The following is a 23,109-nucleotide window of genomic DNA, read 5'->3' as shown; positions in this document are numbered from 1 at the left end:
CTGAAAATAAATACATTTTACGCTGAATTTTTAATTAAATTTGAACAACTAATTAAAAAAACCTTTAACTATGGAAATTAACTTTATTACATTTCTGGCAGCTGCATTGGTTACGCTGGTAGTTGGATTTATCTGGTACAATCCAAAAGTATTTGGAACCATCTGGATGAGAGAAAATAATTTCACACATGAAGAGCTTAGATCCGGAAACATGCTCAAAATTTTTGGATTTACATACATTTTCTCTGTGCTGATTTCTATGGCTTTAATGTCGTTTACAATTCATCAGTCGGGCGCACTGGGAATGATCGGCGGACCACCCATGATAGAAAGTGCTAAACCCTCTTTTCATGCTTTTATGGCTGATTACGGAACAGCTTTCCGTACTTTTAAGCATGGGGCACTTCATGGCTTTATGGCCGGTTTATTTTTTGCTTTTCCTGTAATTGGAATTAATGGTTTATTCGAAAGAAAATCCTGGAAATATATTTTTATTCACGCAGGATACTGGATCGTCAACCTTACCATTATTGGAGGAATTGTTTGCGCTTATGCCTAATAAATCGAAGAAATTGAATCCGTTTGAAATCTAAATTCAAACGGATTTTTTCTTAATAATAACTTAAAGCAAATTGGTTATTGCAAATATTATCTAATTTTGAAGAAATTAGCTCAAAACTTGGATACAAACTATTCTTTCCAAATATACAAAAATACATCCCTACTTCCTTTAGAATGGAACTCACTGGCTTCAGAAAACATTTTTTTGGCACGGGAATATCTCGAAGTACTGGAAAATTCCTGTCCGGTAAATATGACCTGTCATTACATCGGAATCTTTGAAGAAGAAAAACTTATCGGGATTGTCCTTACCCAATTTTTATTTGCAGAAAAACTGGAATCATTTGGAGAGCGTGATAAGTGTTTAAAAACGTCTGTTCGCAATTTTGCCCTTAAGAATTTCGCTTCGCACGTACTCTTCGTAGGCAACAATATGCTGACCGGGCAAAATGCTTTTGCTTTTGATAAAAACATTAAACAAGCAAAAGCCATTAAAACACTTCATAAATCTGTTACTCAGCTTAAAAAAGATTTAAAAGCAAGTGGTAAAAAAGTTCATATTATTAGCATAAAAGATTTTACCGCTAAAGAAATTGAACCGCTGCAGGCCGAATTCAAGAAAAATTATACGTTTTCTACCCAGCCTAATATGGTTTTTGAAATCAATAAAAACTGGAAAACAGAACAGGATTACATTAATGCTTTATCAAAAAAATACCGTGACCAATACAAACGTGCCAGAAAAAAAGCAGACGGAATCGTAAAACAAAAAATGAGCTTATCTGACATTCGAAAATATGAAGACGTTATTTACGAACTCTACTTTCATGTTGCTAAAAATGCTCCTTTTAATACTTTTTTCCTTGCCAGAAACCATTTTAGCTTTTTTAAAGAAATCATGAAAGATGATTTTTTGCTGTATGGCTATTTTTTAGACGAAAAACTAATCGGTTTTAATACGCTTATAAAAAATGGTGAGACAATGGACACCTATTTTTTAGGCTATGACGAAAGTATACAGCGCGAAAAAATGCTATATCTCAATATGCTTTACGACATGATTGCCTACTCCATCAAGAAAGGGTTTAAGGAAATTGTTTTTGCCAGGACTGCCCTGGAAATCAAAAGTTCTGTAGGGGCAAAACCTGTAAAAATGTATGGGCTCATTACACATAGTAATGCCTTAATCAATCACAATATTGCCCGATTTTTTAACTATCTGGAACCAAAAACCGACTGGCAGGAACGAAACCCTTATAAATAATTACTTTTTTAAGGAATCGCAATTTTCATTTGTTTGTGCAGGATATGAATTTCCAATGACTTCTGCGCGCCGCAATATTCACCATCGATCTGAAAACTCACAGGATAATCCGTTTCAATAGTGGCCTGATCGGTAGAAATAATAACCACATCTTCAGAATCAATCGGCATGTTACCGGTAATTATTTTTCCAATAAGGAATAAATCAAGATTTTTCAGGATCACTAATTCAAATTTACCATCGTTCATTGCGCCATTGGGATTGATTGTTACCCCAGTTCCATATTTTTGAGAATTGGCAATTACGATCATTCTTGCAACGTGTTGAACCTTTTTTTTGTTTGCCGTAATTGTGGCAACAAACGGTTCGTTCGCCTCTGTAAGAGTTGTAAATGCCTGCAAAGCATAACCCCAAAAACCGCGTATGTCACTTTCTTCGTAATTTTTAACAAGGTCAGCATTTAAACCTAAATCGCTTAAATGAATACTTTTTTTTCCGTTAATGCAAATCATATCCATTTCGATATAATGATTCAGAAAAGCAATTTTAAGATTTTCCTCAATTGTTGATGGCAGGTTTAAATCAACAGAAAGTCCGTTTGCTGAACCGGCTGGCAAAATTCCAATAATTACATCATCCTGTTCCATTGCTTCAGCAACCATTTTTATGGTTCCGTCACCTCCGGCTACTACAATTCTTTCCGGACTATATTTTTTGTATAAGTCATGGATATGTTTTTCATCATTTTTTCCGGTAGTTTCATATACCTCTAAATCAAAATTATTTGTGGATGCAAACTCCCTGACTGCCCCAAGCAGATCAGATTTATCAAGATCTCCTGAAATAGGATTTACGATGAATATGATGTTCTTTTTCAAAATTTTCTATTTAAAAACCAATTAAATTAATTAAATTACAGTTACATAAATATACACAATTAATGAAACCAATTTTACAATTATATCGCGGTTATGCCAATAAACAGGAATTAATTGTAATGGGGCATGTATTTAAAAGAACGTATGAGTATGATTTTCAGAAGAAAAACTTAAAAAATGCCCGTTCGATTATTAATCAGTTTAGGATAAAGACGATTCAAAATTTTGATATTTACCTGAAATTTGGTGAAAAAGAAATACATACCAAAACTTTGGATGATGGTTATTTCAAATTTTGTATCCCGCTTGAAAAGGAGTTTCATTTTGGATGGATGGAATATGAAGTCAGCATCAGATACAAAACAGAAATTATCTCCTGCAAAGGCAGTTTTATCAGACCTCATGAAGGAAATCTTGGAATCATATCTGATATTGATGATACTTTTTTAATTTCGCACACACGAAATATATTTAGGAAAATATACATTCTTTTATTTAAAAACGTAAACGACAGAAAAGTTTTTAAAGGTGTCGTTCCGCATTACCAGGCCTTAAGTTCAGCAGGAAGAAATAACAAACAAGAACAAAATGCCTTTTTTTATATTTCCAGCAGCGAATGGAATCTGTATCGTTTTATTGTAAAATTTACCAAAATACATCAACTCCCAAGAGCAGTTATTTTACTGAAGGATATCAAAAGAGGTATAACTGATTTTTTTCTGAGCGGAAGAGGCAATCACAATCATAAATTCGACAAAATTAAGCATGTTTTGGAGTTCTATCCGAATCTTAAATATGTTTTATTGGGAGATGACTCACAGCATGATCCCTTTTTGTATGAGCAAATATGCAAAATATTCCCGGTTACCGTGATTGCGGTTTATATCAGGCAAACCGGAAAAACTCAAAAGTCGGAAGTCAGAAAAATCATGAAAAATTTAGAATCGCTTGATGTAGCGGCGTGCTATTTTAGAGAAAGCAGCGAGGCAATTGCGCATTCGAAGTCTATTGGAATTATCAAATAAGGAGTATCAATAAAAAGTTACGGATTACGAGTTAGCAACCTGAAAACTGAAATCCCAAACGATAAACTTAAAACCGGAGCTCTTTTAGCCCGGATTGTAGTGGAAAGCCCGGAGCTAAAAACCCTGATTTTTCCTGCCGGAAAACAGCGACCAGGGGAAGCTCGTTTTATGGCTTAGAAAAATCAGGGTTTTTAGTGAGGACTTGAAACGGAAAGCCGGATTAGCTCCCGAAAATCACATTATAAATTAAAATTGTCAATTTCTTCCTGCACGGTTTCCCAGTCAGTCAGTAATTGATCCAGATCTTGTTTCTTTTTGTTGTAAGCAGTAAAAAATGAGGCATCTTCTATATGCTTGTCATAATTTGAAGCCAGCATTTTGTCATCGTGCTGGATATCTTTTTCCAGCTGCTGAATCTGACTTTCTATTTTACTTAAACGGTTCTGAAGTGCTTTGCCTTTCTTTTGGTCTTCGTAGGAAGCTTTAGGCGCTTCTTTTACGGGAGCTGTTGCCTTAACAACATCTTTTTTCTCTACCTCACGCATATTTTCAAGATTGCGCTGTTCTAAGAAAAAGTTGATATCACCCAGGTATTCCTTAATTTTCTGGTCTTTGAATTCATACACAATGTTCGACATTCCCTGAAGAAAATCCCTGTCGTGAGAAACAAGTAAAAGGGTTCCTCCAAATTTTTGCAAAGCGGCTTTTAAAACATTCTTAGATTTGATGTCTAAGTGGTTGGTAGGCTCATCCATCAGCAATACATTGATTGGCTGAAGAAGCAGTTTACAAAGCGCCAGACGGTTACGCTCTCCTCCTGAGAGTACTTTTACCTTCTTCTCAACATCATCTCCGCGAAACAGGAAAGAACCGAGCATATCGCGGACTTTCATACGGTTAGTATCAGTAGCAGCATCTTCCATAGTCTGCAGTAAAGTGATTTCTCCGTCTAAATATTCGGCCTGATTTTGGGCAAAATATCCTAACTGGACGTTATGACCTAATTTGATATTTCCTTCATATTCAAATTCATTCACCAGTGCTTTGATGAAAGTTGATTTTCCTTGTCCGTTTTGACCGACGAAAGCAATTTTGCTTCCCCTTTCAACCAAAAGACTAATATCTTTCAAAATCGTTTTATCTCCGTAAGCTTTCGTTACATGTTCAGCTTCTATAACTACTTTTCCCGGCTCTTTTGAAACCGGAAACGAAATATTCATTACTGAGTTGTCATCTTCATCAACTTCAATTCGTTCTACTTTATCCAGTTTTTTAATCAGCGATTGCGCCATGGAAGCTTTTGAAGCTTTGGCACGGAACTTCTCAATTAATTTTTCGGTTTCCTCAATTTTTTTCTGTTGATTCTTTTGAGTTGCCAATTGTTTTTCGCGAATTTCGTGACGTAATTCTAAATATTGCGAATACGGCTTATTGAAATCGTATGCTTTTCCTAATGAAATTTCGATGGTACGATTTGTCACATTATCAAGAAACATCTTATCGTGTGATACAATCACCACAACTCCGGGGTAATTGCGAAGGAAATTCTCGAGCCAAATGATACTTTCGATATCTAAGTGGTTCGTGGGTTCATCCAGCAACAAAACATCATTGGATTGCAATAATAATTTAGCCAGCTCAATACGCATTCTCCAGCCTCCGGAAAAGGTTTCAGTCTGGTTATTGAAAACTTCTCTTTTAAAACCTAAGCCCAAAAGGATTTTTTCTGTGTCTCCTACATAGTTATAACCTCCAAGAAGTTCAAAACGATGGGTATAATCGGAAAGATCTTCTATGATCTGGCTGTATTCTTCACTTTCATAATCGGTTCTGGTAACAAGTTGATGATTGATTTCTTCCAGTTTTTTTTCTACAATCTTAATTTCGGTAAAAGCTTCATAAGCTTCCTCCAAAACTGTTCTTCCCTGTTCAAAATCAATATCCTGGCGTAAAAACCCCATTCGGATATCTTTCTCCTGCGAAATAACTCCCGAATCAGGTTTAAAATCTCCTGCAAGCATTTTTAACATCGTGGATTTACCCGCTCCGTTTTTCCCAACAAGACCTACGCGGTCTCCTGCACCCAAACGAAAAGTAACTTCTTCAAATAAATAAGTTCCTCCAAAAGAAACCGAAAGATTGTGTATATTAAGCATAATTTGTGACTATAGTTGCAATCAGTAAAGGTTCAAAAATGTACCTTTGTTTAAAATTTTTGCAAATGTTAAAAAAAGGATCCAAACTAAATAGCATTTTAACAGGAAGTTGTCCAAAATGCCAAAATGAAAGTATGTATTTAGACAAAAATCTGCTCCATTTGACTAAAGTTCTCAAAATGAATGAAAATTGCAGTCATTGTGGATTAAAATACCAATTAGAACCCTCATTTTTTTATGGCGCAATGTATGTAAGTTACGGACTGAATGTAGCTGTTGGAATAGCTGCATTTATAGTGTCATTTATATTTTTTGGGGCTACAATCGAGCAATCATTTTTAGCAATTGTTATTACTTTAATCGTTTTATTCCCTTTTGTTTTAAGATTAGCCAGAAATTTATATATCAATATGTTTGTTTCTTATGATCCTAAGGTTGGTGAGAAATAAGAGACTTTAAGTATCTTTTATGGAATCGTTTAATATCTGCTTCAAGATCAATCGGGTCTCCGTGTTCGATATGATTAAATAATATCTTTGCTAAAGAAGGACCAAGCATTACTCCACGGGTTCCCAATCCATTTAAAATGTGAAGATTTTTATGTGCTTCATGAGTTCCTACAAGAGGCCTTCTATCAGCAACTGTTGGCCGAATACCCGCAAAATGTTTTAAAATTTCAAAATCGCACGTAATAATTTCTTTAATACGTTCTAAGAGCTCTTTTTTTCCTTCTTCTGTTGGTCCTGGTGTCTTATCATGCCAATTATAAGTAGCACCAACCTTAAAAAGATTTTCTCCTAATGGGAGAATGAAAACGCTTGTATTTACAATAACATCAAGGTTTAAATTTGGGGCTTTTATTATAAATAATTCTCCTTTTGTACCATCAAGTGGAAGATAATTAAAAAATGGATTTTTATGTAACCCAAAACCTTCCGCAAAAATAATATGTTTAGCCCGGACATCTTTATATTGAATTCCTAAATCTAAAAACTTAATACAATTACTGTCAAACGTTTCTTCAATCAATAAATTATTTTCAATCAAATATTCTTTGTATTTTTCTAATAGTAAGGAGGTATTAACATATCCAGTATGTAAAACTTCACCATAGTTGTATGGAGAATCAATACCATTAAACTTTTTAGAAATTAATTTAGTAGATAAAAAAGGTTCCAGATTTATTTTATCTGATGCAGCAAACCAGTTATTCTGTTCTTCAATAGAGAAAAACTTTCTTAAGACAGGCATTTTAAAAATAAATTTATGATTCAGCTTATCTTCTACCTGATTATAAAAATCATTCATTAAAACTAACTGTCGTTTGGCGTCCCAAACTTCGCTGAAACGTTTTAAAATTACGGGATTATATAATCCTGCGGCAACATTAGACGAATTCTGAGATTGATCATCAATCACCAAAATAGTTTTATTGTTCTTAAGGGCAATTTCAGAAAAGGAAATCCCTGCCAATCCAGATCCGATAATTAAATAGTCAAGCATATTTTGTTTAATGGTAAAATAAAAAAACTCTTACTACAAAAGTAGTAAGAGTTTTTTATTATAATGTAATTTCAAATTTAGTAATTCCACATATCTTGTTCGAAATTACGAATCTTTTCTTTTACTCTTTCAGACTCTAACAATTGATTTTGCGCATTGTCTTTCATGTATTCTTTGATCTCACGATCTCCATACATGTTTTCTTCTTTATATACAACAGCATTAAATCTTCTAGAATTAAGAATTTGGTCAAATGAGATTGGAAGTGCTGAATTGTTGTCATTGAAAGCTTTTGCTTCATGCAGAACTTCTCTTGAATTTGGATAAAAAATCCAAAACAATTCAATATAATCCTTCTCATCACTATTCATCGTATAAACATCGGGAGTTACCGGACAAATTCCAAGCAAACGATATTTTAGTTCACTTTGACGCTTATCGAAATACCAATAACCTTTTATTTTGTACTGAGAAACATCAGCTGCAGTAAGATCCTGTTTTAGAATATACTCTGCAGGAACTGTTCTCGTAGGCCCTACTACTTCATCAACATAAGTAACTACTTTCTTTTTACCAGTTCCGGTAACTACCTTTTTCTTAACAACACGTGATTTGTAATCATCAGGATATTGGTTTATCAGTTCTCTACCAGCATCTGTGGTATCAATACGTGACAATGACCCTTCGATGTCTTTCAGAGATTTTTTAGTATTAAAATAACTATCAGCATAAACTTCAGTTATTTTGCCATTTTTCATAGCTTTCGTTAAAACGTCATAAAGAGAACGTCTGTCAGCACCAATATTAGCTGTGTCTACTGGAAAATATAATGGAAAATTGATTTTTTCATTTAAATCAATAATTTCCCAAGTAGTCTTTCCCATTAGTACATCTCTATCATCTACATAGCCATAAGCCAAAGGCTTATCATTATCTGAAATAAGCTGTGCAGGAGTTTTAAGTCCTATCTGATCAGGTGTCTTCGCATTAAGCAAGTTAGATTGCGCATTAGAAGTATAACTTCCAGCGATAGAAATAACAGCTATTAAAAAATTTCTTACTTTCATCATGATATCATTATAAGATATTGAACGTAGTTTTACCTACTTTTATTATTGTATTTCGTAAATTACCGGAGCAGTTCTTGGTAATAAGTAACTACCAGCCCCAACAAGTTTAGTTTTAATTTCAGAAATAGTAACCTGATCTCCTCTTCCTGCTTTAGAAAGTACTGATTTACATTGTGCATTTAATCTGTTTCCACTAACAACAACTGTAGGCTGTCCGGCAATTTTTAAATTAAATCCAACAACATCTAAACCAACTTCGAAATCAAAATCTAATAATTTAGCACCAATCGTAGCAATCTCTAAGTTAGATTTCGGTCCTTTAACTACCCCCATCTCGCCTCTAATTGTACCTGTTGGCCCAGGAATTCCTTTAATTCTGAATGTTTTCTTATCCGTAACTTTATCTCCGTTTGGTAAAGTACCTGTAACAGAAATGGTCGTTTCTGTACCAGAACCAGGACTCATGTTATACTTACCTGGCTTGCCAGCTGAATTTAAACCTGGAGCACTAGCAACAATTTTGTTAGCATCTACACCAGCAAATGAAACTGAGATTGGATTAACAACTCCTCTATAAACTACATTCATTTTATCAGCAGAGATAGTAGCAGAGTTTGGTCTTGGAACTACTACATACTTTCCTGAAAATTTAAGCGGAATGTTTTTTCCATCCTCTAAGAATGTAAACTGACCATTAATATCCTGCTCTCCAACACCTCCGGCAGTTAATGAGATAACAGCTTGCCCGTTAACAATTTGCCCAGGCCCCTGGAATGAAGTTGGTTTCGTATTTTCGTCATAACGACCTAGAACCACTTTACCAGTAACTTTTTCTCCCTGAAAATATGCATTTTTATCTAAAACGACAATTGCCTGATAATTGCTGTAAGAAGCAGCGGCAACAGCGGCTTTTCCTAATGCACTATTATAAACATCAGCTTCAACTTTTTTAACATCATTTTGCCATGCAGAAAGTTTAGCAGCAGATGCAATTGCAGGAAAGCCTTTGAAATGATAAGCTAAATATTTCTCTTTAATACCGTCCTTATTTTTAACTTCAGAAAGATCAAATTTTTTCTCTACCTCAGCAATAATACCAGCATACTTTTTGTCAGTACCTAAAGCAGCTTTGATATCGGCTTTATATTTTTCAATCTTAGCGATAATTTCATTACCCTTTTTAGTGTAACCGTCACCTGTAAACCAGTTATCGATGTTATCACCCTTGTCCATAGACTCATAAGGTAATTTTCCTGTTGCTTTATCTACTTCAAATCCTTCTACAGCCTGAGCTTTTAAAGTTCCTATGTAAGCGTAAAAGTCATTAGAAATTGCCTCAACTTTATGAGCAGTTTGAGCTGCAATAGCAAATTCTCCTTTTGCTTCTGCCGCTTTTTGATCTAAAGCCGTTAATAAAGAGGCATTATTTGTTATTGATGTTTCGTTAGAAGCTTCAAATTTCTCGTTAAACAATCCGAAACCTGAAATTACTTCTTTAGATACGTTCATTGCTAACATTGCGATGAAAACCAGATACATCAGGTTAATCATCTTCTGTCTAGGGGTTAATTTTCCTCCTGCCATTTTTTCTAATTAGTTTTTATTAAAAATTTAATATAATAGTTAAAAACTAATTATCCTTTGTTACTCATTGCAGAAAGCATACCACCATAAACATTGTTTAAAGAAGCAATATTAGCAGTCATAGATTGCATTTGCTCTTTTAATTTAGATGCGTTTTCGGCGATTTCAGTGTTTGCCTGTGCGTTTCTTGAAGCACTTTCTAATTGTACTTTATATAAACTGTTTAATGATTCCATTTGTGCAGCAGCCATAGATAATTCTTCAGCATATTTCTTTTGTCCCGCAATAGAATCTACTGTTGGAGAAATTGCTTTAGCAGCTCCCTCAAAATTTTTAATACTGTTTCCTAAGCTTGACATTAATTCTCCATCAATTTTTGCTTCTTTAAGCATTGCATCTAATTTTTGAGACAACAATCCCTGAGCATCAGTTGGAGTTTCAACTTTCTCAACTTTCTTTCTTGCCTGACCATTCGCCAGTTCAGGATACACCAGTGTCCAGTCTAATTCATCCTCTACAGGTTCGAAAGCCGATAATGCAAAAATCAACGCCTCAGTAACTAGTCCGATTGAAAGCATTAATGTACCTGTTAAAGGTCCAATCTCAAAGTGAGTAATTTTGAATAATGCTCCAATAATTACCACTGCCGCTCCCATACCATAAGCGAAATTCATTGCTTTTTTACTTAATAATGCCATAATAATACTCTTTTTTAGGTTTTAAATAGATTTGGTTATTGAATTGAATTTAATTATTTTTTATTATTTTTTGCTTCCGGTCGCCTGAGTTCCCATATAATCCTGTACAGTTCTGAATCCTATATAACTTCTTGCAGAATCTGCATATTCATGGTCACGTGTTCCTACTTGTAAAAAGTAAGCTACATCTTTCCAGGAGCCACCACGAACAACTTTTCTTTGATTGTTTCCATCAATCACGTTTGGATTCATTGTAGAAACATATTCGTATGCATTTGGATTATAAGCTGAATCTGTCCACTCAGAAACATTTCCTGCCATATTATACAATCCATAACCATTCATTTCATATGATTTTGCTTCAACAGTATACAAAGCTTCATCTGCTGCATAATCTCCCCTGCTTGGCTTGAAGTTTGCTAAGAAGCAACCTCTGTCACTTTTGGTATATGGACCTCCCCAAGGATACGTTGCAGATTCAAGACCTCCTCTTGCAGCATACTCCCATTCTGCCTCTGTTGGCAATCTGAAAGCATTCACCAGGTCACGCCCTTTTTTCTTTGATTTTATATAACTATTTTTATTTAGAGTTCTCCAAGCACAGAAAGCTTTAGCTTGTTTCCAGGTAACACCTACTACAGGATAATCTCCGTATGCTTTGTGCCAAAAATAATCATTATGCATAGGCTCATTATAGGAGTAAGCAAAATCTTTAATCCAAACAGCAGTATCAGGATAAATTGGCACTTCTTCAGTTTTAACAAAATCTTTTCTCTTACCAACCTTAGCTTTTGCCGCAGCCTGTATATCCATCCATGAATATCTGAATTTCAACTTATTTACATCAATTGTTCTCAAACCATTATATGATTCTTCAATTGGCAAATACATTGAATCCATTACCTCAGCATAATACTCATCCGGATAAGCTTTTGTATCTTTTATTAATTTAACTTTTTTATTTAATTTTCTACCTGCATAAGGATCATCTTTCGTTCCTACACTATAATAATTATCATACATATATTTGTCGTATGCAGTCATTTTTTCAGGCTCTGAATCATTAAATGCATAATCAGCAATACTACCGGCTTTTTTTCCTTTCCCAGTTCCATCTGCTGATTTTTGACCAGTTTCATCTGCTAAAATAGCCAGTCGAACTCTCATTGTAGAATCTTTTACCCACTCTACAAATTGACGATATTCAGAGTTTGTAATTTCTGTTTCATCCATATAAAAAGAACGAACAGTTACTGTTTTAGTAGGAGCATCTTCTACTGCAGCAAGATCACTATCGGATTTACCCATGATAAAAGATCCGCCAGGAATCAAAGTCATTCCATAAGGCTTTTCAGGATGCCATTTTCCTCCTTGCACACCAACTAACTCGCCTTTATCACCGGATTTACCGCAGCTAATTACTAGTGTTAACATTGTCGCAAATGCAATAAACTTCTTCATATAAATTTGGGATTTCTATTCATTATTATAAGTCGTAAACGTATTTATTATTTTTTAAAAAAACAACACTATATCTATATTTATTTCAGCGGTCAAAATTAATGTTAAAAAAAATAAAAAAAAAATATTTTACAGAGAAAGAATTAAAAATAATAAGAATAAAAACGTGAAATTTTATGATTAATGATTTTATTCTCGTAATTCAAAATAAATATTTTTCTTAAAAAATTAAAAAATTAAGATTTTCAACTAAATACACTAATTACAGAGCGTTTTTTCGCTGCGCTTTCCACCATCTTTCAGGCAATTCCTGATTACAAGCAGACAAATATTCATCGTAAGAACAAGGTAACAACGTATTTCTTTTCAATTTATTGTTTCCGTTTGACAAAAAGGGAATCTCAATCCACCAACGATCCGTTTTATCACTTTTGTAGAAAATCAATTCTTCCTCTTCAAGCGGAACAATATATTTTAAATAATTTGTCCTGCTGCCAAAAGGATACTCTTTAGAACGATAATGATATCCCTCGATAAAATACCAAATTATTTGTGCAATTATAGCTGATTCATGTACAGTGCTATTATGATTAAAAATTCCAAATGATGAAACTTTATCACTAATACCCGCATATCGAGCTAAAGAGCAAATCTCTTTGCCGTTAAATCCGTTCGGTTCAAAAGAAACCATATTTCCTGAATCCGATGACTTTACAGAATTTAAGTCGATACTAACCAGATCAGCATCCCTAAAAACAGGTTCTGCTAAAGCTATATTGTTTGAAATTTCACCTAAACGGTAAGCATCAAAAAACAACTTTTCAATCAAATCAATTTCCTCCTGGGAATTATAGTAAGTTTGATAACCTATATTACAATAATTGAAAAGGTTATTTGGCTGGTCAATAATGATCTTTGTCAAATAGGAATTGGACGAAACTAGTTCATTTTCTTTACCAAAATCGAATCTGTTATCTACAGAAACCAAATTAACCATTTGCTCCAAATCATCATAGCCACGATACAAAGCATATGTCAAATCCTGTGAACCTCCAACAACTATCGGAATCACTTTATTTTTTATCAATAATGAAGCTACTTTTTTTAGTGCAAAATAAGTATCTTCTACCGACTCCCCTGCTAAAATATCGCCCAAATCAGCAATGGACGCATCCCAGTTGCCAGGAAACATCCCATACAGTTTTTTACGAACTGCTGTCAGGTTAACTTCATTAACAATATCAATATTTCTACGATCTTCTAAAACACCAATAATAGCGATATTTATTTTACTTATATCGGGAAACTCGTCCTGCGTATGTAAAACAATTTTACTACCCAATTCTTGAGAAGATAAGGAATGAATATATTTTAAAACTCCTTCACTGACCGGTTCCAGAAAATCAAATTCCATCTCTTATTTCTTTTTAGCAGCTGTTTTTTTTGCCGGTGCTTTTTTTGCGGTTGTTGCTTTTTTTTCAGGTGTTTTCTTTGCCGGCGTTTTAGCCGCAATCATCTCCTGAACCTGAGCCAACGTCAATTTTGTTGCATCAACATCTTTACTCAATTCAATTTTGATTTTACCTTTTAAAATTACCGAGCGTCCCCATCGTGCTTTTTCAACCACAATTCCTTCTTCTTCCCAATTATGAAGAACCTTATCAATATTTTTTTGCAATTTATCTTCGATTAGCTCTTCAACATCAGCCTGAGATAAATTATCAAAATTGTATTTCTTGCTGACATTAACAAAAAGACCGTTCCATTTAATGAATGGCCCAAAACGCCCCACTCCTTTTTGAACAGGTTCGCCTTTGTAAACTGCAATTGGCGCATCAGCAAGCGCTTTTTCATCAATTAGCTCCTGAGCCCTTTCTTTTGTAACTGCAAGTGGGTCTTCACCTCTTGGAAGAGAAATAAAAACACTTCCATGACGAACATAAGGTCCATAACGTCCATTACTTACTTCCACTTCTTCACCTTTATATTCTCCCAGATTTTTAGGCAGCAAAAATAAATTCAGAGCTTCTTCTAAAGTAATATTTCCTATATTTTGATCTGCCATCAGACTGGCAAACTTTTTCTCTTCATCATCCGCTTCACCAATTTGAGCCATAGGTCCAAATTTCCCTAAACGAACTGACACCTGCCTCCCGTCTGCATCTTTACCGAGAATTCTTTCACCACTTTCTCTTTCCGCATTTGCTTCTACGTCCTTCACATTTGGATGAAACTTATCGTAAAATTCCTGCATCATAGTTGCCCAGTCAATATTTCCTTCAGCAATTTCATCGAAATCCTGCTCTACTTTTGCTGTAAAATTATAGTCAAGAATATTCCCGAAATTTTTCACTAAGAAATCAGTAACAATAGTTCCTATATCTGTTGGAACTAATTTCCCTTTGTCTGAACCTGTATTTTCTTTAAGCAGCTTTTCACCTACTTTACTATTTTGTAAAGTAAGCTGCGTGTAATTACGCTCAACACCTTCAAGAGTACCTTTTTCAACATAATTTCTGTTGATAATAGTTGAAATAGTCGGAGCATAAGTGGAAGGACGGCCAATTCCCAGTTCCTCTAACTTTTTCACCAAAGATGCTTCTGTATAACGTGCCGGCGGTCTTGAATATCTTTCGGTTGCAGTAATGTAATTATTAGCTAACTTCTCATTTACTTTCAAAGCAGGCAGCATTCCTTCCTGTTCTTCTTCATCATCATCATGACCTTCAAGATAAACTTTTAGGAAACCCTCAAAAAGCAATACTTCTCCCGAAGCTGTAAAGATTTCGCTGTGATTGTTCGCTTCGATTTTTACGTTGGTTCTTTCTAAGTGAGCATCACTCATTTGCGAAGCCAAAGTTCTTTTCCAGATCAGATCGTATAACCGAGCCTGATCACGATCGATATTTACGGTGTGACGAGACATATCAGTAGGACGAATTGCTTCGTGTGCTTCTTGTGCTCCCTTATTTTTATTGGCAAAAACTCTCGGTTTTGAGAATTCTTTTCCGTAAGATTTGATGATTTCTGCTTCAGCCGCATCCATTGCTTCTTTGGAAAGATTTACAGAATCCGTTCTCATATAAGTAATAAGTCCGGCTTCGTATAAACGCTGTGCCAGCTGCATGGTGATACCAACCGGCAAATACAATTTTCTTGCTGCTTCCTGCTGCAAAGTTGAAGTTGTAAAAGGTGCTGTTGGAGATTTTTTGGTAGGTTTAGTTTCTAAATCCGCTACCTTATATTGTGATCCGATGTTTTTATTTAAAAAATCTTCGGCTTCTTTTTTAGTATTGAAGTTCTTTGGGAGTTTTGCTTTGAAAGCTTTTCCAGCTTCGTTAACAAACTCTGCAACAACCGAATAGGTTGCAACTGCATTAAAGCTCTGAATTTCGCGTTCTCTCTCTACAATCAAACGTACAGAAACGGATTGTACACGACCTGCAGAAAGTCCACCTTTGATTTTTCTCCATAAAACAGGAGACAATTCGTAACCTACTAAACGATCCAGAACACGTCGAGCCTGTTGCGCATTAACTAAATTATAATCTATTTCTCTTGGATTATCGATTGCTTTAAGAATCGCACTTTTGGTAATCTCGTGAAAAACGATTCGTTTGGTTTTTTTGGTATCCAATTTTAATTCTTCCGCCAGGTGCCATGAAATAGCTTCTCCCTCGCGGTCCTCATCGGATGCTAACCAAACCGTTTCGGCATTTTTAGATAGTGTTTTAAGTTTGCTTACCAAAGATTTTTTATCCGGAGAAACTTCATATTTTGGTTTAAAACCATTTTCGACATCCACTCCTATTTCCTTGGAAGGCAAGTCGGCTATGTGTCCATAACTCGACTCCACCTGAAAGTCACTACCAAGAAATTTCTCGATCGTTTTTGCCTTTGCAGGTGACTCCACTATTACTAAATTCTTTGCCATAGTCTGTTTTTCTGCAACAAAAGTAGAAGTTTTTTTTAAATATTAACCTTGCGAATGCATTTTTGAAGTATTTTGATATTATGAAACTTAAAATTGAGGATTTATCTGTAAACAGATTGATTATATATATAGGTATAATTTTTAAGAGTTCATGAACGAGAAATGTACTTTTTATTTTCTGATCAGAGAAGTTTCAAAAGTTTGTAAAACGTATTTATCTATAATTTTAAAATCTTTTATATTCAATATTTTTTTCAATAAACACCCTACACTCACTATTTCTTCACCTTTCATTTTTTTTAAATCTTCCAATCTCGTAATTTCACTTGGCTGACTTGTTTTATCCAAAAGATACTTTTTATGAATTAGACTTTCTTCGTTAAAAAAAACTACATATTCATTAGTATTCAGCGTATTCATAAGTACTTTTACTCTTTTATCACAACGCAATTCTTTAAATGGTAAATTATGAAAATCTAAAGTCGGATTTTCAAAAAAATGATATTTATTATATTCTAATTTTATATCAGTAAAAGCTTCTCCTACCCTTTTCAATTCTTCTAAATTTAAATCATAAAACTCTTCTTTCTTTTTTATGAAAAAACCTTTATTTCCTCTCTCAATTAAATGAATTATATAATTGTTATCATTTTCATAACAACTAACCACATAAATTTCATTTATATTAAAAGGATTTGATTCTAACTTTGAGAAACCTATTTTTTCAAATAAATAGCTAAAAGGGTAAAAACTCCAAAATTGAGTTAAGCAACTATGATTTAACACCTTATTATATTCTTTATTTTCTAATAAATCAAGAAATTTTATAAATTTCTGATTCATTTCAAGAACCCTAACTGGAACATAATTGTCAAAAAATCCTTTTAAACAAGATTCTACTAAATAATAATAGTGATTAATTTTAAACACATTTTCTCTCTCTTTTCTTAATACATTTTCATTCATTTGTACGTGATTTTATGTTAATTCACAAAGATAAATCTAAATGTTAGTTTTCACAAATTACTTAATTTTACACGTCATTTTATTTTTGAAACCGAATGCCATAGCCCGGATTGAAGTGTAAAGCCCGGAGTTTAAAAAAGCAAAAGTTCCTGTTTTAAAAAAGCGACCAGCGGAAGCTCTTTTTAAAACATTAGAAACTTTGCTTTTTTAATGAGGACTTGAAACGGAAAGCCGGAAACAGCTCCTAAATAAGTAAAATGGAGTTTGTAAAATGCAAATGGACTATAAAACAATTTTGAAAAACGATTCTGAAAACATTGTTAATTCTTTATCTGACATCTTGTCATATTGATCGTATTTACGCTATCTTTGCACTTTGAAATTTTATAATGGAAAAGATTATTGAAGAAAGCAAACAGGGCGAAAGTCTTGTTTTGAAAAATAAGCCTGAGAATACTAAAAAACTATTTATAGAAAGTTACGGTTGTGCGATGAATTTTTCGGACAGTGAAGTCGTAGCTTCCATTTTGTCTGATGGAGGCTATAATACGACTTCAGTTTTAGAAGAAGCCGATTTGGTTTTGGTAAACACCTGTTCGATTCGGGACAAAGCAGAACAAACGATTCGTAAACGCCTTGAAAAATACAATGCTGTAAAACGTACAAATCCGAAAATGAAAGTGGGCGTTTTGGGCTGTATGGCAGAACGTTTGAAAAGTCAGTTTCTGGAAGAAGAAAAAATAGTCGATCTTGTTGTGGGTCCTGATGCTTATAAAGATCTTCCAAATCTATTAGCAGAAGTTGAAGAAGGACGTGACGCCATTAATGTAATTTTATCAAAAGAAGAAACTTACGGAGATATTTCGCCTGTTCGTTTGATGAGCAACGGAATCACAGCTTTGGTTTCAATTACCCGGGGATGCGATAATATGTGTACCTTTTGTGTTGTACCTTTTACACGTGGTCGCGAAAGAAGCCGTGAACCGCAAAGTATCATGGCAGAAATTCAGGATTTATGGAATAAAGGTTTTAAGGAAATTACACTTTTAGGGCAAAATGTTGACAGTTACCTTTGGTACGGCGGTGGTTTGAAAAAAGATTTCGTCAACGCCTCTGAAATGCAAAAAGCAACTGCAGTTGATTTTGATCAGTTACTTGAAATGGTTGCCGTTGGTTTCCCTAAAATGCGTATTCGATTTTCGACTTCTAATCCGCAGGATATGCATGAAAGTATTTTGCATGTTATTGCGAAATATCCAAATATCTGTAAACACATTCACCTGCCGGTTCAGTCGGGAAGCAACCGAATTTTAAAAGAAATGAACCGCCTACATTCCCGTGAAGAATACATGGCTTTGATTGATAAAATCAGGGCAATTGTTCCGGAGGCTTCGATTTCTCAGGACATGATTGCCGGTTTTCCAACTGAAACAGAAGAGGATCATCAGGATACTTTGAGCCTCATGGAATATGTAAAATATAATTTCGGTTATATGTATTCGTATTCGGAACGTCCCGGAACGCTTGCCGGAAGAAAAATGAAAGATGATGTAGAGGAAGAAACCAAAGCAAGAAGATTACAGGAAATTGTTGATTTACAACAAAAACATGCCTGGTTCAGGAGCGAGGAATTTGTTGGGAAAACAGTTGAAGTTTTGGTTGAGAAGGTTTCTAAAAAATCTAAAGAAGAATTCTCTGGAAGAAACTCTCAGAGTATTACGGTTGTTTTTCCAAAAGATAATTACAAAATTGGGGATTTTGTAAACGTAAAAATTACAAGCTGTACCAGTGGAACTTTAAAAGGTGAAGCTGTAGGATTGAGTAGCATGAATTAATTTTTTTTCTGCCGCGAATTTCACAAATTTACACGAATTTTCTTTCAATAATTTCTGTAGTTTTGTTTTTAAAAAACAAATATGGAATTGTACAGAAAAGATGAATACTATAAAATTGTTGGGATTTGCATGGAAGTTCATAGAATATTAGGCGGTGGTCTTTTAGAAATTGTTTACAAGGATGCATTAGAGTATGAATTTAGAAAACATAATATTCCCTATGAACGTGAAAAAGAATACGATATTCAATATAAAGAAATTGTTTTAGCACATAAATTTTATGCCGATTTTGTAGTTTATGACGAAATCATTTTAGAAGTAAAAGCATCAAAAGAAATAATTGATGAATATATCGCTCAAACAATAAATTATTTAAAATTAGCCGATAGTGATTTAGGAATTATCGTTAATTTTAATAAAAAGACATTACAACACAAAAGAGTTATTCATTGACCACTTTTTTTAAAAATTAGTGAAATTCGAGAAATTCGTGGCAAAAGATAAAATCTAATATGGAAACAGTTCAGGCAATAAAACAACGATTTGAAATTATTGGAAATGATCCGAAATTAAATCGCGCTATCGAAAAAGCCATTCAGGTTGCTCCAACTGATATTTCAGTAATGGTAACCGGGGAAAGTGGTGTTGGTAAAGAAAATATTCCAAGAATCATTCATTCGCTTTCGCACAGAAAGCACGGTAAATATATTGCTGTCAACTGCGGAGCTATTCCGGAGGGAACAATTGACAGTGAGCTTTTTGGGCACGAAAAAGGAGCTTTTACAGGCGCTACAAGTACCCGTGAAGGTTATTTTGAAGTAGCAGATGGCGGAACAATATTCCTGGACGAAGTTGGCGAACTGCCATTAACCACTCAGGTTAGACTACTTCGTGTTCTGGAAAATGGTGAATTTATAAAAGTAGGTTCATCTCAGGTTCAAAAAACCAATGTTCGTATTGTAGCAGCAACCAACGTAAATTTATTTAATGCCATCGAAAAAGGAAAATTTCGTGAGGATTTGTATTATCGTCTAAGTACTGTCGAGATTACATTACCTCCTTTACGCGAAAGAAATGATGACATCCATTTATTGTTCAGAAAATTTGTTGCCGATTTTGCTCATAAATATAAAATGCCTCCTTTGAGACTGGATGATGGCGCAATTCAGCTTTTACAGAAATTCAGATGGAGCGGAAATATTCGTCAGCTTCGAAATGTAGCCGAACAGATTTCTGTTTTAGAAACCAATCGTGATATTAATCTTGCGACTTTGCAGTCTTATTTACCAGCTGAAGGAAGCAATTTGCCTTCTGTTATCAGCGACAACAAAAAAGAAAGTGATTTCAGTACTGAAAGAGATATACTGTATAAGGTGCTTTTTGATATGAAAAGCGACCTGAATGATTTGAAAAAACTCACTTTGGAACTGATGAAAAATGGCTCATCAAAAGTGCAGGATATTAATCCAAATTTAATTCAGAAAATATATGGTTCACAGGAAAATGACAGTGAAATTGATTTTGAAGAAGAACCAGGAACAGCTGTTATGGCACCGGCAACACATGAAGACAATTACCACATACAGAACCACAATAATTATTTAGATGCCGAAACAATTGAGGAAGAAGAAATTTTGCGTCTGGAACAAAAAGAAATCGAAATGATTAAAAAATCATTAGAGAAAAACAAAGGTAAACGAAAAGCCGCTGCTGATGAATTAGGTATTTCTGAAAGAACATTGTATCGAAAAATTAAACAGTTCGATTTGTAATTTTAAGCGCAAAGACACAAAGTGTTTTAAACGAAAATAAATATCTTTGACCCGGGCGTCAGCGAACTGACGAAGAAATTCCAAAACACAAAATGAAAAACTTAAAATACATTTTAATTCTGGTAATTGCCACAACCTTTAGCGGTTGCTCGGTCTATAATTTTACTGGAGCTTCTGCAATTGACGGCAAAACATTTCAGGTGAACTTTTTTCAGAATAACGCAGATTTGATTGAACCGGGAATCGACAGGGAATTCACATTGACTTTACAGGATTTGATTATGAATCAAACGAATTTAAACCTGGTTAGTTCGAATGGCGATTTGCTTTATGAAGGTGAAATTACCGATTATAGAGTTACACCAATGACAGCAACAGCTGTGACAACAAATGGTGATGCGGCAGCTTCGCAAAACCGTTTAACAATCCGTGTAAATGTTCGTTTTTCAAACAGAAAGAAAGAAACTGACGATTTTGAAAAAACATTCGAATTTTATCATGATTATCCAGCCCAATCGCAGCTTGTAGGAACAGTCTTAAATGAAGCCATCAAAGATATTTTCGAAAGAATTACGCAGGATATCTTTAATGAGTCATTAGCGAAATGGTAATTTAGGTCAAATTGTTGAATAAGGATGATAAACAACATATAAAAATAAAATAATGAACGTAACTAATTATACTTACCTAATCAATAAACCTGATGCAATAACAGAAAAGCAGACAGAAGAATTAGGAGGTGTTTTGATTGAATTTCCCTATTTTCAAAGTGCACGTGCATTGCGATTAAAAGGGCTTTATAATCAAAACAGTTTTAAGTATAATTATGCCTTAAAAGTTACAGCTGCACATACATCAGATCGTTCGGTTTTGTTTGACTTTATTACTTCTGAGACTTTCACTTCTATTCAGGGCGAATATTATGACCGCAAACTTAGAGATCTTTTAAACATTTCTGTTTTTGACAGCGAAATTGTATTAGCAGAAGAAAAGAAGAAACTGACAGAAGTTCGGATTGATCCTATTGAAAAGTCTATTTTAGATTCAATTAAGGAGGCAACAACTGCTACAGAAGAACCTGCAAAAATTGAAGAAAAAACAAATGAGTCAGTTTCTGAACAATCGATTTTAGACTCTTTTGAAGAAGTCAAAAAAGTTTCTTTTAAAGAACCGGTAAATTTAGAAGTAAAACCAATTGATTCCGTTTCCGAACAATCAATTTTAGATTCTTTTAAAGAAGTAACAAATACTTTTGAAAAATCTGAAAAAATTGAAGAAAATCCAATTGATTCGATTACTGAGCAACCAACATTAGATTCTTTTCAGGAACTAACTCCAGCTATTGAAGAAAAACCTGCAGTTGAAACAGTTAGTGAACCAGTGCTTGTTAAGGAACCAACAAGAACTTTTTTTGATGAAGTTGTAGAAGATGAAATTCCTGAAGTAAGTCTTGAACCAATTGATGGATCAATATATAATTCATTAGTAGAAAATGCAACGGCTGTTTTTGAAGAAGTTTGTGCAGTTGAAGAACTAAAAGAAGCTGAAGTTCCGGAAACAGTAAAAACAGCAGAAGAAAATCTTGAAATAGGAAAACCATTGGATTTTTCCGGTAATGAAAAACATTCTTTTCAGGAATGGCTGCAATTAGCAAGACCAGAGCCGATAGACCGGAAAAATAAAGATCAAAAAGAAGTTTTGATAAGAGAAAAAAAAGTTGAAAATATAGTCGAAAACGAAATGATTGACGAAGAAAAAAAGAAAAAAGCAGAAATAATTGATAAATTTATCGAAACAAATCCAAAAATATCTCCCATAAAACAAACTGCAATTAACCAGTCTGTACAAATTGATTCTTCTAAAGAAGATAATTCCTACTTAATGACAGAAACATTAGCCAGAGTGTATTTAGAGCAAAAAAAATATACAAAGGCAATACAAGCATATGAAATATTAATTTTGAAATATCCGGAAAAAATTACTTTCTTTGCAGACCGCATATCGGACATAAAGATTTTACAACAAAATAACAATAACAATAATTAAGGTAATGAGCACATTTTCAATTTTTTTAGTTTTAATCACAATAGTTTGTTTTCTATTGATCGTAGTAATCATGGTTCAGAACCCTAAAGGAGGAGGATTGTCATCTACAATCAGCGGAACTCAAATGTTAGGCGGAGTACAAAAAACAACAGACTTTTTAGATAAAAGTACCTGGACATTAGCTACTATCTTAATTGCTCTAATATTACTTTCAAGTTTAAGTTTTACAGGATCATTAAGTGATACTGACTCCAAAATTATTGAAAAAACTGAAGCGCCTGCTGCAACTACACCTGCAGCTCCGGCTACACCTGCAGCTCCTGCAGCTAAATAATATTTTTTGAAATAAAGACAAA

The 23,109-nt window shown here is 34.1% G+C and carries 20 protein-coding genes; 10 read left to right on the top strand and 10 right to left on the bottom strand.

Features of this window, described 5'->3' with window-relative positions; genetic code table 11:
- Positions 1-70: 70 nt before the first annotated feature.
- Positions 71-559 carry a DUF1761 domain-containing protein gene (locus GXM17_RS05630; protein ID WP_163398304.1) on the top strand — a complete coding sequence of 163 codons (489 nt, stop codon included), beginning with the start codon at positions 71-73 and terminating at the stop codon, positions 557-559.
- Positions 560-679: 120 nt separating this feature from the next.
- A complete protein-coding gene (locus GXM17_RS05625; RefSeq protein ID WP_163398303.1) occupies positions 680-1,825 on the top strand; it encodes a GNAT family N-acetyltransferase in 1,146 nt (381 codons plus the stop codon).
- A gap of 8 nt (positions 1,826-1,833) precedes the next feature.
- On the opposite strand, the gene GXM17_RS05620 is transcribed toward GXM17_RS05625, so the two are convergent.
- Positions 1,834-2,703 carry a diacylglycerol/lipid kinase family protein gene (locus GXM17_RS05620; protein ID WP_163398302.1) on the bottom strand — a complete coding sequence of 290 codons (870 nt, stop codon included), beginning with the start codon at positions 2,701-2,703 and terminating at the stop codon, positions 1,834-1,836.
- Between the two features lie 62 nt (positions 2,704-2,765).
- On the opposite strand from GXM17_RS05620, the gene GXM17_RS05615 reads away from it, so the two are divergent.
- On the top strand, positions 2,766-3,728 hold the full coding sequence (locus GXM17_RS05615; protein WP_163398301.1) for an App1 family protein: 963 nt from the start codon (positions 2,766-2,768) through the stop codon (positions 3,726-3,728).
- A gap of 239 nt (positions 3,729-3,967) precedes the next feature.
- Here GXM17_RS05615 and GXM17_RS05610 read toward each other — a convergent pair whose 3' ends face one another.
- Positions 3,968-5,884, bottom strand: coding sequence for an ABC-F family ATP-binding cassette domain-containing protein (locus GXM17_RS05610; protein ID WP_163398300.1), 1,917 nt, complete (start codon positions 5,882-5,884; stop codon positions 3,968-3,970).
- Between the two features lie 65 nt (positions 5,885-5,949).
- Between GXM17_RS05610 and GXM17_RS05605 the strand changes: the two genes are divergently transcribed.
- Complete coding sequence (locus GXM17_RS05605; RefSeq protein WP_163398299.1) at positions 5,950-6,333, top strand: DUF983 domain-containing protein; 384 nt, start codon at positions 5,950-5,952, stop codon at positions 6,331-6,333.
- On the opposite strand, the gene GXM17_RS05600 is transcribed toward GXM17_RS05605, so the two are convergent.
- The 8 genes from GXM17_RS05600 to GXM17_RS05565 form a co-directional block, all read right to left on the bottom strand.
- Complete coding sequence (locus tag GXM17_RS05600; RefSeq protein WP_163398298.1) at positions 6,314-7,387, bottom strand: NAD(P)/FAD-dependent oxidoreductase; 1,074 nt, start codon at positions 7,385-7,387, stop codon at positions 6,314-6,316. The two genes, GXM17_RS05605 and GXM17_RS05600, sit on opposite strands and share 20 nt — an antisense overlap.
- Before the next feature lie 77 nt (positions 7,388-7,464).
- Positions 7,465-8,454, bottom strand: a complete 990-nt coding sequence (porN, locus tag GXM17_RS05595) for a type IX secretion system ring subunit PorN/GldN (protein WP_163398343.1) — start codon at positions 8,452-8,454, stop codon at positions 7,465-7,467.
- Between the two features lie 45 nt (positions 8,455-8,499).
- Positions 8,500-10,041, bottom strand: coding sequence for a type IX secretion system motor protein PorM/GldM (gene porM, locus GXM17_RS05590; RefSeq protein ID WP_163398297.1), 1,542 nt, complete (start codon positions 10,039-10,041; stop codon positions 8,500-8,502).
- A 50-nt stretch (positions 10,042-10,091) separates the two neighbouring features.
- Complete coding sequence (gene porL / locus GXM17_RS05585; RefSeq protein WP_163398296.1) at positions 10,092-10,739, bottom strand: type IX secretion system motor protein PorL/GldL; 648 nt, start codon at positions 10,737-10,739, stop codon at positions 10,092-10,094.
- A gap of 63 nt (positions 10,740-10,802) precedes the next feature.
- Positions 10,803-12,200: a T9SS ring complex lipoprotein PorK/GldK gene (porK, locus tag GXM17_RS05580; RefSeq protein WP_163398295.1), complete on the bottom strand. Its 1,398-nt coding sequence runs from the start codon at positions 12,198-12,200 to the stop codon at positions 10,803-10,805.
- Between the two features lie 262 nt (positions 12,201-12,462).
- The gene (locus tag GXM17_RS05575; RefSeq protein ID WP_163398294.1) at positions 12,463-13,614 is read right to left on the bottom strand and encodes a formimidoylglutamase; all 1,152 of its coding nucleotides are present in this window, start codon (positions 13,612-13,614) and stop codon (positions 12,463-12,465) included.
- A gap of 3 nt (positions 13,615-13,617) precedes the next feature.
- Positions 13,618-16,134, bottom strand: coding sequence for a type I DNA topoisomerase (gene topA / locus GXM17_RS05570; RefSeq protein ID WP_163398293.1), 2,517 nt, complete (start codon positions 16,132-16,134; stop codon positions 13,618-13,620).
- A gap of 171 nt (positions 16,135-16,305) precedes the next feature.
- Entirely contained in the window at positions 16,306-17,100 is a 795-nt protein-coding gene (locus GXM17_RS05565) for a hypothetical protein (RefSeq protein ID WP_163398292.1), read from the bottom strand.
- Between the two features lie 389 nt (positions 17,101-17,489).
- Here GXM17_RS05565 and miaB point away from each other — a divergent pair, with 389 nt between their 5' ends.
- From miaB to secG, 6 genes are all read left to right on the top strand, one after another.
- Positions 17,490-18,935: a tRNA (N6-isopentenyl adenosine(37)-C2)-methylthiotransferase MiaB gene (gene miaB / locus GXM17_RS05560; protein ID WP_163398291.1), complete on the top strand. Its 1,446-nt coding sequence runs from the start codon at positions 17,490-17,492 to the stop codon at positions 18,933-18,935.
- An 81-nt stretch (positions 18,936-19,016) separates the two neighbouring features.
- Entirely contained in the window at positions 19,017-19,388 is a 372-nt protein-coding gene (locus GXM17_RS05555; RefSeq protein WP_163398290.1) for a GxxExxY protein, read from the top strand.
- Between the two features lie 59 nt (positions 19,389-19,447).
- Complete coding sequence (locus GXM17_RS05550) at positions 19,448-20,707, top strand: sigma-54 interaction domain-containing protein (protein ID WP_163398289.1); 1,260 nt, start codon at positions 19,448-19,450, stop codon at positions 20,705-20,707.
- A 92-nt stretch (positions 20,708-20,799) separates the two neighbouring features.
- On the top strand, positions 20,800-21,318 hold the full coding sequence (locus tag GXM17_RS05545; RefSeq protein ID WP_163398288.1) for an LptE family protein: 519 nt from the start codon (positions 20,800-20,802) through the stop codon (positions 21,316-21,318).
- 52 nt (positions 21,319-21,370) lie between these two features.
- Positions 21,371-22,753, top strand: coding sequence for a tetratricopeptide repeat protein (locus GXM17_RS05540; protein ID WP_163398287.1), 1,383 nt, complete (start codon positions 21,371-21,373; stop codon positions 22,751-22,753).
- Between the two features lie 4 nt (positions 22,754-22,757).
- Entirely contained in the window at positions 22,758-23,087 is a 330-nt protein-coding gene (gene secG, locus GXM17_RS05535; protein ID WP_163398286.1) for a preprotein translocase subunit SecG, read from the top strand.
- Positions 23,088-23,109: the final 22 nt, after the last annotated feature.

Origin of the sequence: Flavobacterium fluviatile (assembly GCF_010645065.1) — a bacterium.
In the GTDB taxonomy this organism is placed as follows: Bacteria; Bacteroidota; Bacteroidia; order Flavobacteriales; family Flavobacteriaceae; genus Flavobacterium; species Flavobacterium fluviatile.
The sequence above is the reverse complement of the archived record's forward strand: the minus strand, read 5'-3'. Positions and strand labels throughout refer to the sequence as shown.